At 42.5% G+C, this 14,538-nt stretch carries 17 protein-coding genes and 11 tRNA genes; 2 read left to right on the forward strand and 26 right to left on the reverse strand.

Translation table 11 applies throughout. The features are described 5' to 3' along the window. Positions 1–109 precede the first annotated feature (109 nt). The 12 genes from ACIGG7_RS21815 to ACIGG7_RS21870 form a co-directional block, all read right to left on the reverse strand. A tRNA-Gly gene (locus tag ACIGG7_RS21815) sits at positions 110–183 on the reverse strand. A 14-nt stretch (positions 184–197) separates the two neighbouring features. After that, positions 198–274 (reverse strand) — tRNA-Pro (locus ACIGG7_RS21820). Between the two features lie 53 nt (positions 275–327). Continuing rightward, a tRNA-Arg gene (locus tag ACIGG7_RS21825) sits at positions 328–404 on the reverse strand. 21 nt (positions 405–425) lie between these two features. Further along, positions 426–511 (reverse strand) — tRNA-Leu (locus ACIGG7_RS21830). A gap of 72 nt (positions 512–583) precedes the next feature. Next, positions 584–665 (reverse strand) — tRNA-Leu (locus ACIGG7_RS21835). Positions 666–735: 70 nt separating this feature from the next. After that, positions 736–811: transfer RNA gene (locus ACIGG7_RS21840), tRNA-Lys, on the reverse strand. Positions 812–815: 4 nt separating this feature from the next. Further along, positions 816–890, reverse strand: a tRNA-Gln gene (locus tag ACIGG7_RS21845). A 79-nt stretch (positions 891–969) separates the two neighbouring features. Then, positions 970–1,046, reverse strand: a tRNA-Asp gene (locus ACIGG7_RS21850). Positions 1,047–1,117: 71 nt separating this feature from the next. Then, a tRNA-Glu gene (locus ACIGG7_RS21855) sits at positions 1,118–1,189 on the reverse strand. 15 nt (positions 1,190–1,204) lie between these two features. Beyond that, positions 1,205–1,295, reverse strand: a tRNA-Ser gene (locus tag ACIGG7_RS21860). Positions 1,296–1,302: 7 nt separating this feature from the next. After that, positions 1,303–1,377 (reverse strand) — tRNA-Asn (locus ACIGG7_RS21865). A 125-nt stretch (positions 1,378–1,502) separates the two neighbouring features. Continuing rightward, complete coding sequence (locus tag ACIGG7_RS21870) at positions 1,503–1,973, reverse strand: SprT family protein (protein ID WP_397551020.1); 471 nt, start codon at positions 1,971–1,973, stop codon at positions 1,503–1,505. A 143-nt stretch (positions 1,974–2,116) separates the two neighbouring features. Between ACIGG7_RS21870 and cmpA the strand changes: the two genes are divergently transcribed. Further along, entirely contained in the window at positions 2,117–2,230 is a 114-nt protein-coding gene (cmpA, locus tag ACIGG7_RS21875) for a cortex morphogenetic protein CmpA (protein WP_098351062.1), read from the forward strand. Between the two features lie 96 nt (positions 2,231–2,326). On the opposite strand, the gene ACIGG7_RS21880 is transcribed toward cmpA, so the two are convergent. From ACIGG7_RS21880 to acpS, 14 genes are all read right to left on the reverse strand, one after another. After that, a complete protein-coding gene (locus ACIGG7_RS21880) occupies positions 2,327–4,495 on the reverse strand; it encodes a Tex family protein (protein ID WP_397551021.1) in 2,169 nt (722 codons plus the stop codon). A 118-nt stretch (positions 4,496–4,613) separates the two neighbouring features. Then, positions 4,614–5,210, reverse strand: a complete 597-nt coding sequence (locus ACIGG7_RS21885) for a PP2C family serine/threonine-protein phosphatase (RefSeq protein WP_224945321.1) — start codon at positions 5,208–5,210, stop codon at positions 4,614–4,616. Further along, positions 5,210–6,007 carry an RNA polymerase sigma factor SigB gene (gene sigB / locus ACIGG7_RS21890; RefSeq protein ID WP_224945319.1) on the reverse strand — a complete coding sequence of 266 codons (798 nt, stop codon included), beginning with the start codon at positions 6,005–6,007 and terminating at the stop codon, positions 5,210–5,212. The genes ACIGG7_RS21885 and sigB overlap by 1 nt, the downstream gene beginning before the upstream one ends. After that, entirely contained in the window at positions 5,985–6,452 is a 468-nt protein-coding gene (rsbW, locus tag ACIGG7_RS21895) for an anti-sigma B factor RsbW (protein ID WP_318246453.1), read from the reverse strand. The genes sigB and rsbW overlap by 23 nt, the downstream gene beginning before the upstream one ends. Next, the gene (locus tag ACIGG7_RS21900) at positions 6,452–6,784 is read right to left on the reverse strand and encodes an anti-sigma factor antagonist (RefSeq protein ID WP_224945315.1); all 333 of its coding nucleotides are present in this window, start codon (positions 6,782–6,784) and stop codon (positions 6,452–6,454) included. Before ACIGG7_RS21900 ends, rsbW begins: the two co-directional genes overlap by 1 nt. 75 nt (positions 6,785–6,859) lie before the next feature. After that, positions 6,860–7,870 (reverse strand): PP2C family protein-serine/threonine phosphatase, encoded by a 1,011-nt coding sequence (locus ACIGG7_RS21905; RefSeq protein ID WP_224945313.1) that lies wholly within the window; start codon positions 7,868–7,870, stop codon positions 6,860–6,862. Positions 7,871–7,880: 10 nt separating this feature from the next. After that, complete coding sequence (locus ACIGG7_RS21910) at positions 7,881–8,282, reverse strand: anti-sigma regulatory factor (protein ID WP_034763056.1); 402 nt, start codon at positions 8,280–8,282, stop codon at positions 7,881–7,883. A gap of 2 nt (positions 8,283–8,284) precedes the next feature. Then, a complete protein-coding gene (locus ACIGG7_RS21915) occupies positions 8,285–8,641 on the reverse strand; it encodes an STAS domain-containing protein (RefSeq protein WP_034763058.1) in 357 nt (118 codons plus the stop codon). Continuing rightward, positions 8,638–9,468, reverse strand: a complete 831-nt coding sequence (locus tag ACIGG7_RS21920; RefSeq protein ID WP_224945312.1) for an RsbT co-antagonist protein RsbRA — start codon at positions 9,466–9,468, stop codon at positions 8,638–8,640. The genes ACIGG7_RS21915 and ACIGG7_RS21920 overlap by 4 nt, the downstream gene beginning before the upstream one ends. Before the next feature lie 396 nt (positions 9,469–9,864). Then, positions 9,865–10,215 carry a type II toxin-antitoxin system endoribonuclease NdoA gene (gene ndoA / locus ACIGG7_RS21925; protein ID WP_034763063.1) on the reverse strand — a complete coding sequence of 117 codons (351 nt, stop codon included), beginning with the start codon at positions 10,213–10,215 and terminating at the stop codon, positions 9,865–9,867. A 4-nt stretch (positions 10,216–10,219) separates the two neighbouring features. Beyond that, on the reverse strand, positions 10,220–10,501 hold the full coding sequence (locus ACIGG7_RS21930; protein WP_032085355.1) for a CopG family ribbon-helix-helix protein: 282 nt from the start codon (positions 10,499–10,501) through the stop codon (positions 10,220–10,222). A 126-nt stretch (positions 10,502–10,627) separates the two neighbouring features. Then, positions 10,628–11,833 carry an alanine racemase gene (gene alr, locus ACIGG7_RS21935; RefSeq protein ID WP_397551022.1) on the reverse strand — a complete coding sequence of 402 codons (1,206 nt, stop codon included), beginning with the start codon at positions 11,831–11,833 and terminating at the stop codon, positions 10,628–10,630. A gap of 394 nt (positions 11,834–12,227) precedes the next feature. Next, positions 12,228–13,241 carry a LolA family protein gene (locus ACIGG7_RS21940; protein ID WP_397551023.1) on the reverse strand — a complete coding sequence of 338 codons (1,014 nt, stop codon included), beginning with the start codon at positions 13,239–13,241 and terminating at the stop codon, positions 12,228–12,230. 201 nt (positions 13,242–13,442) lie between these two features. Continuing rightward, complete coding sequence (acpS, locus tag ACIGG7_RS21945) at positions 13,443–13,793, reverse strand: holo-ACP synthase (RefSeq protein ID WP_397551024.1); 351 nt, start codon at positions 13,791–13,793, stop codon at positions 13,443–13,445. 124 nt (positions 13,794–13,917) lie between these two features. Here acpS and ACIGG7_RS21950 point away from each other — a divergent pair, with 124 nt between their 5' ends. Further along, complete coding sequence (locus ACIGG7_RS21950) at positions 13,918–14,502, forward strand: rhomboid family intramembrane serine protease (RefSeq protein ID WP_224945305.1); 585 nt, start codon at positions 13,918–13,920, stop codon at positions 14,500–14,502. The last annotated feature ends 36 nt before the right edge of the window (positions 14,503–14,538 follow it).

A 14,538-nucleotide genomic window follows, 5' to 3' on the forward strand; every position in this document is an offset into this window, starting at 1 on the left:
AAACTCTCCGATAAAAGTTTGAATAGCTCTTTAAAATAAATCTAGAATTAACGTTGACGTATTGTCTTGTTTTGTTCAGTTTTCAAGGTTCAATAATCAGGTAATAAATTGGAGCGGGTGAAGGGAATCGAACCCTCATCATCAGCTTGGAAGGCTGAGGTTTTACCACTAAACTACACCCGCATATAAAATTTCGATGGTCGGGAAGACAGGATTCGAACCTGCGACCCCTTGGTCCCAAACCAAGTGCTCTACCAAGCTGAGCTACTTCCCGTCAGAAAAGCATATGTATAAATTCGTGAATGATACTCACTAGTAGAAACAAGATGGCGCGCCCGAGAGGAGTCGAACCCCTAACCTTTTGATCCGTAGTCAAACGCTCTATCCAATTGAGCTACGGGCGCATTATGTCTTTTGAAACCTTTTGGTGCGGCCGAGAGGACTTGAACCTCCACGGGGTCGCCCCCACTAGGCCCTCAACCTAGCGCGTCTGCCATTCCGCCACGACCGCGTTTTAAAGCGACAAACACTATTATATCGAGGAAAATCTATTTTGTCAACAACTTTTTTAAAGTGTTAAAAGTGCGGGTGAAGGGACTTGAACCCCCACGCCTTGCGGCGCCAGATCCTAAGTCTGGTGCGTCTGCCAATTCCGCCACACCCGCATGAATCTGTAAATATTTCCGCATTCGCGAAAATCCTATAATAAGATATTTTACCGGAGTAAAAAATCTATGGTGAGCCATGAAGGACTCGAACCTTCGACCCTCTGATTAAAAGTCAGATGCTCTACCAACTGAGCTAATGGCTCGTAATGGCTGGGCTAGCTGGATTCGAACCAACGCATGTCGCAGTCAAAGTGCGATGCCTTACCGCTTGGCTATAGCCCAATATGTCATTAAAAAGTGACGAGGTTTTAATAATACCATGTCCACTTCGATGAAGTCAATGACTTTTTTAAAATAAATCTGGCGGTCCGGACGGGACTCGAACCCGCGACCTCCTGCGTGACAGGCAGGCATTCTAACCAACTGAACTACCGGACCAAAGCTTTTTGCGTTAGCAAAATAGGTATCATTGCATTGCGAAAGTAACATAACTTTCATTAAAGTAAATATGACCCGTACGGGATTCGAACCCGTGTTACCGCCGTGAAAGGGCGGTGTCTTAACCGCTTGACCAACGGGCCACGTCATTAAAGTAATGGCGGAGAAGGAGGGATTTGAACCCTCGCGCCAGTTGCCCGACCTACACCCTTAGCAGGGGCGCCTCTTCAGCCACTTGAGTACTTCTCCATAAAAATGGCTCCGCAGGCAAGATTCGAACTTGCGACCGATCGGTTAACAGCCGATAGCTCTACCACTGAGCTACTGCGGAACGTGAAGTATTCTAACGCTTAACTCGTCTTATCGACTCTTTAGATTATAATGACTCATCGTTTTCTTGTCAACTACTTTCCGACACTTTTTTCACGAAACGATTGTAATCAAAAGTCTGAATCTTTATCTTTTTTCAAACACCATTTCCTTCTCCAGTCGTAACTTTCCACTGCAGCGACCGCACACATATTTACTCGTATTAATCTTTCGTTTTCTTTCAAATTTCCACCCACACTTAGAACAGCTATAGAGTACTACTCGTTTTCGCTGCTTCTCACTAGGTAACGAAGCACAATGCCTCGGTCCCCCCACCTTCTGAAGAAGCCTCTTAAAGTCTTGATCTCCATGTTTGTAACCTTTTCCTTCTATATGTAAATGGTAATGACACAGTTCATGCTTAATGATCCCGATTAATTCCTCCATCCCATGCTCATCGAGATACTTACGATTAATATCAATATCATGACTTCTTAACATATACCTTCCTCCCGTTGTCCTTAATCTGGGATTAAAGTACGCCTTATGAAGGAAAGGCTTGTGGAACAACTGCGTTGAAATATTTTCAACTAACTGTTGCAACTCAGCATTCGTCATAAAAATTCCTTCTTTCTTCGTTAGAACATGACAACCCATTATAGCATAAACTAGGTATCACCCTTACTGTTAAAACCTGAGATCAACTACTCTTATAAAACCCTTTTTCATTGGGGCTTTCTTAGAGACAAGGAGGTTCATACATGCCTAATTGGCTTGTCAATCAATTAAGGAAAGCATACCTCGAGAAGGATCGTTACCAAATTAAACTTCTCAATCAGTGCTGGTACTTTTACCGAAAGAAGAACTGCTCTTAATGGAAACTGTAAAGACACGAGTCATTCGACCACATATTGAAAAAAAGAGCTGACTTCTGATAGTTCCCTATCATGCCGTCAGCTCCTATTCTCTTCCTACTGAACCATCGTCAGCGAGACTCTGCCTTTTTGGACATCAACACTATCGACCCAAACGGTTACAACGTCTCCAACAGAAACCACATCTAATGGATGTTTTACATATCCGTTTTTCAACTTCGATATATGGACAAGACCATCCTGTTTAACACCAATATCGATAAATGCTCCAAAATCCACAACATTTCTAACAGTCCCTTGCAATTCCATTCCTTGAGTAAGATCCTCCAATTTCAGGACGTCCTTCTTCAGTAACGGTTTGGGAAACTCATCCCTTGGATCACGGCCCGGTCGAATCAGTGAATCGATAATATCCTTCAGCGTCAGCTTCCCTATTTCCAGTTCACCAGAAACCTCTTCTATATTCAATTGATTCAATGCCAGCTTTAATTCTTCTGTTCCGATGTCCTGTACACTTAATCCCACTTTAGAAAGGAGTTTCTTCACATCATTGTAGTTATCCGGGTGAATCGGTGTTCGATCAAGCAGTTCTTTTCCATCCATTATTCTCAAGAATCCGATACACTGCTCATACGTCTTGGCGCCCAGCCTTGGAATCTTCTTTAATTGGGCTCTCGATTGAAACTTACCTTCTTCTTCTCGTTTTTTCACAATATTATTTGCCACTGTCTTTGAAAGTCCAGCAACATATTGAAGAAGAGAAGAGGAGGCAGTATTGACATTTACTCCGACCTTGTTAACCGCTGTCTCTACGACGAAGGTTAAGGATTCATTCAGCTTCTTCTGAGAAACATCATGTTGGTACTGACCAACCCCGACGGATTTCGGATCAATCTTCACTAACTCTGCCAATGGGTCCTGCAATCTTCTCGCAATAGAGACAGCACTCCTCTCTTCGACCTGAAGATCAGGGAATTCTTCTCTTGCCACTTCAGACGCTGAATACACACTTGCCCCTGCTTCATTGACAATTAAATAAGAAATGTTTGCATTCAGATCTTTAAGCACATCCACAACAAATTGTTCCGTCTCCCTGGAAGCTGTCCCGTTGCCTATCGCCACAACCTCTATGGAATATTTCTGTAATATCCCTTTGATAATCTCTTCAGCTTTTTCCCGCTTCGGTTTAGGCGGATGTGGATACACCACATTTATATCAAGGGTTTTCCCTGTTTCATCAATGACAGCAAGCTTACACCCCGTCCGGAATGCAGGATCCACCCCTAACACCATCTTCCCTTTCATCGGAGGCTGAAGCAATAATTTCCGTAAGTTTTCGGAGAATATATGAATGGCCTGATCTTCCGCTTTGTCTGTTAACTCATTACGGATCTCCCTTTCCACGGAAGGCTGAATAAGCCTTTTATAACTATCCTCCACCGCTTCTTTCACAATCGGGACAGAAATGGAATGTACATTTTTAATAACCTGCTTTTCCAAATAGTGCTGAATACCCTCTGAATCAGGCTGGATATTCACCTTCAGGATGTCTTCCTTTTCTCCTCTATTCATCGCCAACACCCGATGAGGAACCACTTTATGAATAGGTTCTTGATAAGAATAATACATTTCAAATACACTTTTTTCGTCCAGCTCTTCTTTTTTTACTTTTGTTTCAATTAATCCTTTTCGGAATGTATACTTTCTTATGTAGTCCCGGTAAGATGCTTCGTCGGAAATATATTCTGCAATGATATCGCGTGCTCCACTCAGGGCTTCCTCGACTGTCGTCACTTCTTTCTCTTCAGAAAGGTAATGTTTCGCCTCATCTTCCAAGTCACCCTTTGATGGGAAGGAAAGAATCCATTCAGCCAGGGGTTCCAATCCTTTTTCTTTCGCTACGGTCGCTTTAGTACGCCTTTTTTGCTTATAGGGGCGGTATAAATCTTCCACCATTTGCAGCTTTTCAGCTTTATGAATGGCATTTGCCAATTCTTCCGTCAACTTCCCTTGTTCTTCTATCAAACGGATAACTTCTTCTTTTCGCTGCTCAAGATTCTGCAGGTAATTCCATTTATCCATAATATTACGGATCTGAACTTCATCCAGCGCGCCTGTCTGCTCTTTTCGATAACGAGCGATGAAAGGAACTGTATTCCCTTCCTCCAGCAACGAGATGACGTTTTTTACATTCTTTATCGATAAGTTCAATTCTTTTGATACTTGGTTAAGTAAAGGTTCCTGCTTTGTTAATGTTGATGTCACATGTATTACCTCCATTAATAGGATTCTTTTATATTTTACCATAATTGCCTTTTAGGGTTGAAAAGGCAACGGGGAAATCAATGTATCCAAATAAACAAAAAAACTTACCCTAAGCCCATTAGAGTAAGTTTCCTATAATATATGTTGTATCATCTGATGTACCATCGACTAATGATTGGATATCCCCTAAAGCTCCGTGAAGGGTTGGATACCTTTGGAGGATATTCTTTACGCCGGATATACTCAAACCATCTGAGTGAATAAGAAATCTGGAGTTCGGATTGTAATGAAAGCGTTGAGTTTTATACTTCTGCGGTCTTCCAGATAAGTAACCTGTCACCGGAAGGGGATAGGTCATCTTTCCTTCAGGTGCATACATATAAAAGCGGATATTTCCAACACAGCTATACACAAACTCTTTGGAATGGTAATATGCTTTAATGATTGCAACTGCCGCTCCGCGTTTTCTTTGCAGAGCTTCATTACACAGGCTCATGAGAGTTTCCACATCCTCATGGTGATGCTTTTCAACTATTTCCACCACAACATGTGACGATTCGTACGCAAACTTACCACTACCTAAACCATCGGCCAGGACACAGATAAAGTAATCGTTTGTAGATGTATAGTAATAGCTATCACCACAAAAGGGGTTCCCATTTTTCGATACTTGTTCTGCATAAAGCTCTATTTCATTTTGTTGAAGATAAGCCATTAATAATGACTCTCCGAATCGTTCATCTCTTCTTGTATGGCTTCCCTTAACTTCTTAATTGCCCTTCTTTGCAGACGGGAAACATGCATTTGTGAAATCCCGAGCTTTTCACCAGCTTCTTTTTGGCTTAGATTTTCCAAGTAAGTGTGTTGTATAATCGCTTTCTCTCTATCTGTAAGGACATGAAGGACTTTTTCCAGAACAAGCCGCTGATTTACTTTCTCGTAACCCTCATCCTGATCCCCTACAATATCCAGTATCGTTACCGTGCTTCCTTCTGAATCCGCCTCTATCGAATGATCCACGGAAAGCGCCTGATAACTCCTGCCCATTTCCATTGCTTCCAGTACTTCTTCCTCGCTCACTTCCAGATACTCCGCAATTTCATGAACCTGGGGAGAACGCTCCAATCTATTCGTTAACTCTTCAACCGTCGATTTGATTTTCGGGCCGAGTTCCTTAATTCTACGCGGGACATGTACACTCCATGTCTTATCTCTTAAGAACCTTTTGATCTCACCGATGATGGTTGGAATGGCAAAGGCTTCGAATGATCTGCCGAAGGATTCATCATATCGTCTGATGGCACCAAGCAGTCCAATCATCCCTACCTGGATAATATCCTCATGGAAAGACCTGCCCTTTGAGTATTTCCTTGCGATGGACTCAACGAGGTTTTGATAGTGAAGGATGAGCTGGCTCTGAGCATCGTCATCTTGCGTTTCCTGATACTCCTTGATCCATTGCAGTACTTTTTCTTTTTGGGCCTGCTGGTTAGGTTGAGATAGTTTTTTCATCCCTCTCCACCTGCTCCCCTGATAGGAATTTAGTCATGAAGACTGTCACTCCCTCCTTGTGATGCACTTTTACATCATCCATAAGGCTCTCGATAAGGTAAAGGCCTAACCCACCTTCTCTTAAGAACTCAACGGAATGATCGGCATGATAAGGACCAACAGCACTTCGGATTTCTTTAAAATCAAAGCTTTCACCATGATCTGCCACCATCACCTCAAGACGATCCTCATACAGGGCAAATCCAACGACTACTTCCCCGAGATTGTCCTTGTAAGCATGCTGTACCGCATTAGTGATTGCTTCACTTGTGGCAATCTTCAAATCCTCAATTGCATCATAATCAAACCCCATTCGACTTGCAATACCTGAAAGCGTCAAACGAATAACCCCGACATATTCCGGCTTTGCGGGGATTTTCATTTCGATGTAATCAAAAGCTTGCATCATTCCACCCCACCTTCTACCTTGGAATTAATATTCATAATATCCCCTAAACCTGTAATATCAAACAGTCTTTGTAAACGATCGGAAAGGCCAACAAGATGAAGTTGTCCACCACGCGCCTTTACCATTTTAAACAGACCGACAAAGACTCCTAGTCCGGTACTATCCATATAAGACACTTCGGAAAGATCGACTGTAATATCTTTATTATCAGCTTCAGCAGATGGTTGAAGCGTTTCCTTAAGCTTTGGAGCTGTATATGCATCAATTTCACCGGCCACTTTTACAAGCAGCTCATTTTCTTTTTCTTTCATATCTATTGATAAGTTCATAAAAAGACCACCTTTTTGGCAACGTTATATTAAGTCTCTATACATTTACCCTATGAATGATAAAAATAAACTTCTTTATGAAATTCTTTTTATGATGATCAAGGTGAAATCGTCTCTCAGTTCAAAGTGCTGCAGCTTCTCCAGTTGTTTATACACTTTATTCACGATCTCCTGTGTCGGCAGATGCGTATATTGGCTGATTAATTGAACTAAGTCCTCTCTTTCGATGAACCCCTCTTCGGTACGGCATTCAGTTACTCCGTCAGAGAGTAGGATAATCATATCCCCTACTTCCACCCGTCGTTCATACTGCCTGTACTTCGCTTTCTTATCCACTCCCAATAAGAGCCCTTTTGCATCAAGGTCCTCATATTCATCCGTTGAAGCTTTATAAAAAAAGCCAGGTTCATGCCCGGCTGATGAGTATGAAAACAGATGTTTCTCGGGATTATAAACACCGTAGAACATTGTGATGAACATACTCGCATCCACATTCTGTTCCACAACCCTATTCAAGCTTTCCAGTACCGCATTCGGTTCATGGCGATATTCAGGTAAACTATCCATCGCGTATTTAATCATGGACATGCAAAGAGCAGCCGGTATCCCTTTTCCGATGACGTCTGCTATGGCCACGCTGACACTATCATTTTCATCCTGCACAAAGTGATAGTAATCTCCGTTCATTTTCTTGGCAGGTACACTGACTGCCCCAATATCCAATCCTTCCACTGCCGGAACGACGGTCCCAAGAAGGGTCTGCTGCATATTGGATGCTACATCTATTTCGTTATTTAGTTCTTGTTGTTTCGTTCTGAGGCTTTGATGTTCCCGGTAAGCAAACCCGTAGCCAATCATGACTTCCAGCAGGATGTCGAATGAATGCAAAACCTGATGCGGTATATCCGGTTCCATTTCCAGAATGACATTCTTATGAAGACTGATGATTTCTTCGGGTGACACGTGATGCTCAATTGATTTACGGCTGAATTTCTGCCCTAAGTAAAGGGCTTTCTCATCTTGATCGTTTAGATAGTGCTCAATGATCTCTCTATATTTTGAATCCATCAATTCTCTGAAATTCATCTAACTCCCCCTAGCGGAGCCACTTAGTTGCCCTTATATCTGTCCCTTCACCAGGTACAGACTCTACGTTAAACTCATCCATTAAGCGCTTAACTCCAGGCAAACCTGCTCCTAATCCGCCCGATGTGGAATATCCATCTTCCATTACTTTTCTGATATCGGCAATACCAGGACCTTCATCTAAGGCGATGATGCGCACACCCTTTTTCCCGGCGTCAAATAATTTCTCAATACATATCTGACCATAGCCGGCATATAAGTAAATGTTCCTTGCTAATTCGCTGATAGCCGTAGTGATACGAGCTTGGTCAACGGTGCCGAATCCGAGCTCCTTCGCTACATTCCTCCCTAACTGGCGGGCAGCAACGATGTCCCATTCATTCGTGATCTTCACGCAGGATTGGCTATCCATACCTAGTCCCCCAGTTCCAATTGTAATTTCTCCAGACCTTTTTCGAGATCAAGAGCGGTTAGGACGTCCTCTAACCTGATTCCAAGCTCAATCAGCGTAATCGCTACAGCTGGCTGAATACCTGTGATGACCACTTTAGCCCCCATTAATCTGGACATGTTGATGACATCCCCAAGAACCTTCGCGATAAAGGAATCTATGAAATCGATGGAGGTAATATCAATCACAACTCCCCTTGCACTCGTCTCGTGAATCTTCTGTAGAAGATCCTCTTGAAATTGAAGGGCGGTTTGATCATCCAGCTCCCACTGAATGGAAATCAACAAACAATCATGCAGCTTTAAAATTGGTATTCTCACTCTAATCCCTCCGCCGAAACAATTTTTCGATTTGTCATTTCAAGAGCCTTTTCTATTCCTTTTCTTAACGTACTATTCGTACTGAACTGATTAAGATCAATCCCTAAATTGACGATCGTCTGGGCAATCTCAGGTCTGATACCTACCAGCATGCACTTCGCCCCGACTAAACGCACAGCCTCTGCCGCTTGAATGATATGATGAGCAACCATTGTATCCACCACCGGTACACCCGTGATATCAATCAATACAACTTCTGCCCTATGCTTCACTACACCGTTTAACAGGTTTTCCATGATCAAGCGCGCTCGTTCAGTATCAATCGTTCCGACAAGAGGCATGATGGAAATTTTCTCAAAAACCGGTATAAGGGGCGCAGATAATTCCTGCAATGCTATCTTTTGAAGAGAAACCGTTCGTTCCCATGATTCTGTATAAGCCTTAACCACTTTGTTGTACATCGGGGTCAGCCATTTGTCGAATTTCTCAACCTGAGCAGCATAATTTTCTTCTGATATCAGTTGATCATTCGTCATGCCCTCAAATACCACTTTCCCAAATGTACCTAATGCTGATGTCACAAATGTTAGTGGCCACCCTAATCTGACAACTTTCTCAGCGAAATCTTCCAACCGGCTGGTGAATTCTTTCGAATCTCTCAAATTGGCAGCGATCATTTCCACAAACTCATGGCTTGTCTTAGTGAAAACCTGATCAGAAACGACTTGAAGAAACTTCTCATCCGCCTCATTTCGCATTCGTTCCATCCATATACTAGTGATTTCTGATTTATTGGTTTGAATATAATCCGTGACTTCACTAAACATATCGTTCTCTCCATTCTATCATATGAAATTTAACCTCAGTATTTATGCCGAGTGATGTAACCCAATTTTAAAGTAGTTTACATCCATTGACGCAAAATGACGTAATTAATCTAATAGTAACAAATTAACATAGAAAAGAAAAAAGCTATGCCTTTTCGGGTATTTTGCTTTCTTTTCCCATTATAAATTGTTTGCCTTGTTTTGTCATAAAATTGTCTATATTTCCACTATCCATATTCTTCTTACAATCAAAAAAACTTCGCCGTAATATAAAAAAGGCAAAACAAAAAGGCTTAATGATCAATATCGTGTTGATCAGCAAGCCTTCTGGTTTGCAGTAATACTGTCCCTATTATAAACGTGACCATGATTACACACATTCAGTAAGAATGCTGGTTAAAACTGGATCAGACCCACACTGATTTGCAGGGCGTCATCCACCTTTTCCATCATCTCATCATCCAGATGTGTAATTTTATCGGTAAGACGCTGTTTATCGATCGTTCGAATCTGTTCAAGCAAGATAACGGAATCACGTTCAAAGCCATAACGTTTTGCATCAATTTCAACATGAGTAGGCAGTTTTGCTTTTTGAATTTGTGCGGTAATGGCAGCTACAATAATTGTGGGACTAAACCTGTTCCCTATATCGTTTTGAATAACAAGTACCGGCCGAACTCCGCCTTGTTCTGAACCTACAACAGGAGAAAGGTCTGCAAAATATACGTCACCACGCTTTACAATCAAAGGATTAACCTCCGCTTACTAAGCGTTCGACTGTATGTTCTGCCTCATATTCTGCTTGAATCGCTTCAGAAGCGATTGCGAGATTAATCTTAGCCATTTCCATATAGCCGCGTCTCATAGATTCACGTAATTGTCTCTTCTTACGCTCTCTTAGATACATTTTGGTTGCACGATAAATAAACTCATTGCGATTCACATTTTCTTGATCTGCAAAGCCGTCTAATTCTGTAACGAGCTGTTGCGGTAGACGAATTAAGATTTCTGTTGTTGCGCTGGATTCAGACACAAACTACACCTCCACCAATCACTACATACCGTTTCTGTTCATTAACATATTTATCATACCATCAATTATAGGGAATGAAAAGTTAATTTATCAATCTCTTCTATTATCCACCATTTAAAATACGAATTATTCATCCTGAAGTTCTTTATTTTTCAATTGACCCTGTACCCCGGTAGATAAGAGTTTATTCGATACTTCTGCAGGTTCTCCGTTCCGTATATAAATACGCGGAACCCTTGTAGAGATGATACAAGGTATCTCATAGTTGATTGTATCAAGCTTTTGAGCGATTTCATCCATGGTGATATCCTCTTCGCCCTGACTGCCGATTAGCGTGACATGGGTTCCAATCGACCTGGATTCAGGGAGGCGGATCATGCATTGATCCATGCAAATCCTTCCAACAATTGGAACTCTCTTTCCGTCCACCAAAACGTCCTGCCCCTGTAACTTTCTAAGCCACCCGTCAGCATAACCGATGGGAATCGTCCCGATCCACTCAGCCCTTTCCGTTTGATACGTAGCTCCATAACTGACCTTCTCAAAAGCTCCGAGCTCCTTGGTGTGGATGAGTGTCGAATGAAGAGAAAAGACTTCCTTTAACGGAAATGGCAGTTCCGGTTTCATTTCAATCGACGGTGTAAGTCCATACATGGCAATTCCGACCCGCACAGCATTAAAGAGTGTATTCGTTTTCCTTAAAGTAGCCGCACTATTGGAAGAATGAATATAGGCAGGAAGACTATCCAATTGTGCAAGCATATGTTCGAAACGCACCAATTGCTCATCAAGATACTCATCGTTCAATTCATCCGCAGTGGCGAAGTGGGTAAAGATCCCTTCCATTTCGAACTGAGGATGATCAAGGATATATTTCTCAATCCCCTTCAACTCTTCAGTCGTCCGTACACCGATCCTGCCCATACCGGTATCACATTTGATGTGGAGGTTTAAACAATCTCCTTTTGACAGTTGTCTTTCAGCTTCCACTAGCCATTCCTGCTGAAACACCGTTAATGAAATATCCATATCGGCAGCCATCTTCACGTCTTTAGGGCGTGTAGCCCCCAACACCAGGATAGGTGCGATGATGCCGCCTCTCCTTAAGGAGATCGCTTCATCCAGGAATGCCACAGCAAGACCATGCGCCCCCGCCGAAAGAGCCGTCAGAGATGTTTGCACATCCCCATGACCATACGCATTCGCCTTCACTACGGCAAACACCTTTACATCATTCGGGATATGACCTTTGATATTCTTTACGTTTTCATATAAATGATCTAAATTGATTTCAGCCCATGTATCACGAAAAAATTGCGTCTGGGTTTCCACTCTGTTCACTTCCTCGTATCTTTACACAAAACATTGTCATTCTATTCAAGAATACCATGGATTATTCATAATATCATTGATTGTGGTGAAGAGAATTTTTTGGGGAAGGGTGAAACTCGAAAAGAGGGTGTTTGAAAGGAAATAAGATCTGCGACGAAACTTTCTATCCGTTTGTGCTCAAATTGCTTGATTAGTAAAATATGTGACCTTTTATTATCGAGTTTGGGTTATATATTATCGAGTTTCTGATTTTATTATCGACTTCTACTCGTATATTATCGAGCTTTCGCATATATCATCGACTTTACAACTTATATTATCAACTTACGCTATTCACTCTTGATCCCGTCATTGAAAAGAGGCAGACCCGGCAGGCCCGCCCCTATCATAGAATTTATTTCACCATCGAACCTTGTACAGACTGGGCCACCATCACCATCTCGGAAGGAGTGAGATCATTTGAAGCAAGCATATAATCCACGCCGTTATCCGTCCATCTGATGGATTGATCTGTCATGGCCGCCACTGTGAATCCGAGGTCCACTAATTCCCCTTTAAGTGAAGTAGAAACCGTCATCGTCGGCACGACAGTTGTCTTCTCCTGTACGATTGTAAATGACTTTTCACCATCGTAGGTCAAGATGACACGTTTTCCGGTATCCGTCGCCACTTCTTTTTCTTCTATTAATTCAGTCCCCGTGATTTCTGACATCGGGTAAAGAACAGTGAATTCAGTATCTTCTACAGATGCTGTAACAGGGACTTCAAGCTGGGCACCTGTCATGTTCTTCTTCATGTCGAAGTCTTTCTTGTCAAATGCCGCTTTCATATCCATCTTGGAAAATTCCACTTTCACGAGCGGGTTTTGATCGGAATCCATGACACTGACGGATGCAGGAGTCAGGTCTTTCTTGTTAAAAGCAATCTCCTGAGTAGGCAGCATCTGACTGTTTTGGTAGCGTGTTTTCGTCGTAAACACATAATGGTTCTTCGTTTCTTTGAAGGTCGCTTCCTTGTCTTCTAACACATCCTTGACAAGCGATTCATACAAGTACGCCTGACTGCTGTTTTCAGGCCAGTTGCTTTGGAATCGGAAGCTTTTGTTCAGGGCCGGTGTCAGAACGAACACTCCCTCGTCATTTCGCAGAATCATCTGGCTTTGATCTTTCGAAGCATTCTTTAAAGCTACACGGTAATAATTAGGGTCATTATGCCATACTTCTACATCATAGGTTTGGGGTTCCTCTCCCACCTGAAGGGTCATTTTGGCATCTGCTTTGTACCCCTTCATATCCTCTACTTTTGCCTTTAGGTCCTTGGTTACATCTTCTTTCGATTTTTGCCCACAAGCGGCGAGCGCCAGCACCGCTAACATGGCAATCACTAGTATCACTAGCTTTTTCTTCATTTTTTCAACCCCTTTTGTCCCAGGATATACGTAATTGAGAGAGGGGAAGGTCAGCTGTCAAAGAATGGACGATCCTTGAAAGAATGCCCGTTTCCATTCGCCAACGAACCGCGATTGTGAGACACCTGACCTTGTCTCTCCTATTGCACTACTGAATATATGAGACAACCTCGGGGATTATGCTGACAAGCATAAAATTTATTACTCTTCGATGACGACTTGAGCAGCCGCAAACTCCCTGCTATGGGTGATGGATAGGTGGGCAGCCGTTCCCTCAGGCTTTGAAAAATACGGCTTGCCTCTTTCATCCTTGCTGATTTCAATATCCCGGAATGAAAGCTCCTTCCCGATCCCGGTACCATTCGCTTTGGCATATGCCTCTTTCGCAGCGAAACGCCCAGCAACAAATTCAACCCTGCGCCGCTCATTCAAAGAATAGAACGCATCCTCTTCTCTGTCCGTTAGAATCCTACTTACAAACTTCGTCTTGCGCTCCAGCAGTTCCTGAATGCGTCCTATCTCAACAATATCCATCCCTATTCCTTTTATCATATGCGATTCCCCTTCTACTCTTGTCCTATCTTACATATATTAATTAAGATTTCACTCGTAATTTCAAACGTCTTCTTATACTATAGTACTATTATGTAACAGAGCCTATCTAGGAGGATACAATATGTTTGTACGAACCGAAAGTTTCTCTCAATTTTTACGATTCTATCCTATTATCTCCTTGATCGTATTGATTCATATCGCCCTTTTCGCCGTAAGCGCCCTCCCTATCTTCCCCCAGCTGTGGGTATACGAACAATTGGCCGGTGTGAATTTATTCATTAAAGAAGGGGAATGGTGGAGACTCCTCACCCCCATCTTCGTTCATATGGATTTTGCCCATCTATTATTTAACTCGTTTTCTCTTGTACTATTCGGCCCGCCCCTGGAAAAACATCTTGGTAAGGCGAAATTCCTTGGCCTTTATTTAGCAAGCGGGATGTTCGCCAATATCATCACGTATTTGGTTAAACCTCTCACCTACAGTCATGTCGGGGCATCAGGAGCTATATTTGGTTTATTTGGATTTTACATCGCCATGATTGTGTTGAAAAACCATTTCATCACAAGGGAAAGCCGGCAAATCATCTTGCCCATCGTCATCATCGGAGTCGTGATGACATTTATGCAATCCGGCATCAACATAACCGCCCACATATTCGGACTTATCGCAGGATTCGTCATCGGATGGATCTCGGGCAGGAAGTAAGGAATATTCAAAAAGCGGCCCGCAAATGCAGGCCGC

The sequence above is a fragment of the Rossellomorea sp. NPDC077527 genome, from assembly GCF_044542955.1.
Classification (GTDB): domain Bacteria; phylum Bacillota; class Bacilli; order Bacillales; family Bacillaceae_B; genus Rossellomorea; species Rossellomorea aquimaris_E.

Excerpts from the sequence above, each read along its gene's own strand:
- ACIGG7_RS21870 (WP_397551020.1), bottom strand. The coding sequence starts at position 1,973 with ATGACGAATGCTGAGTTGCAACAGTTAGTTGAAAATATTTCAACGCAG.
- cmpA (WP_098351062.1), top strand. The coding sequence starts at position 2,117 with ATGCCTAATTGGCTTGTCAATCAATTAAGGAAAGCATACCTCGAGAAG.
- ACIGG7_RS21885 (WP_224945321.1), bottom strand. The coding sequence starts at position 5,210 with ATGGCTTATCTTCAACAAAATGAAATAGAGCTTTATGCAGAACAAGTA.
- sigB (WP_224945319.1), bottom strand. The coding sequence starts at position 6,007 with ATGAAAAAACTATCTCAACCTAACCAGCAGGCCCAAAAAGAAAAAGTA.
- rsbW (WP_318246453.1), bottom strand. The coding sequence starts at position 6,452 with ATGCAAGCTTTTGATTACATCGAAATGAAAATCCCCGCAAAGCCGGAA.
- ACIGG7_RS21900 (WP_224945315.1), bottom strand. The coding sequence starts at position 6,784 with ATGAACTTATCAATAGATATGAAAGAAAAAGAAAATGAGCTGCTTGTA.
- ACIGG7_RS21905 (WP_224945313.1), bottom strand. The coding sequence starts at position 7,870 with ATGAATTTCAGAGAATTGATGGATTCAAAATATAGAGAGATCATTGAG.
- ACIGG7_RS21910 (WP_034763056.1), bottom strand. The coding sequence starts at position 8,282 with ATGGATAGCCAATCCTGCGTGAAGATCACGAATGAATGGGACATCGTT.
- ACIGG7_RS21920 (WP_224945312.1), bottom strand. The coding sequence starts at position 9,468 with ATGTTTAGTGAAGTCACGGATTATATTCAAACCAATAAATCAGAAATC.
- ACIGG7_RS21940 (WP_397551023.1), bottom strand. The coding sequence starts at position 13,241 with ATGAAGAAAAAGCTAGTGATACTAGTGATTGCCATGTTAGCGGTGCTG.
- acpS (WP_397551024.1), bottom strand. The coding sequence starts at position 13,793 with ATGATAAAAGGAATAGGGATGGATATTGTTGAGATAGGACGCATTCAG.
- ACIGG7_RS21950 (WP_224945305.1), top strand. The coding sequence starts at position 13,918 with ATGTTTGTACGAACCGAAAGTTTCTCTCAATTTTTACGATTCTATCCT.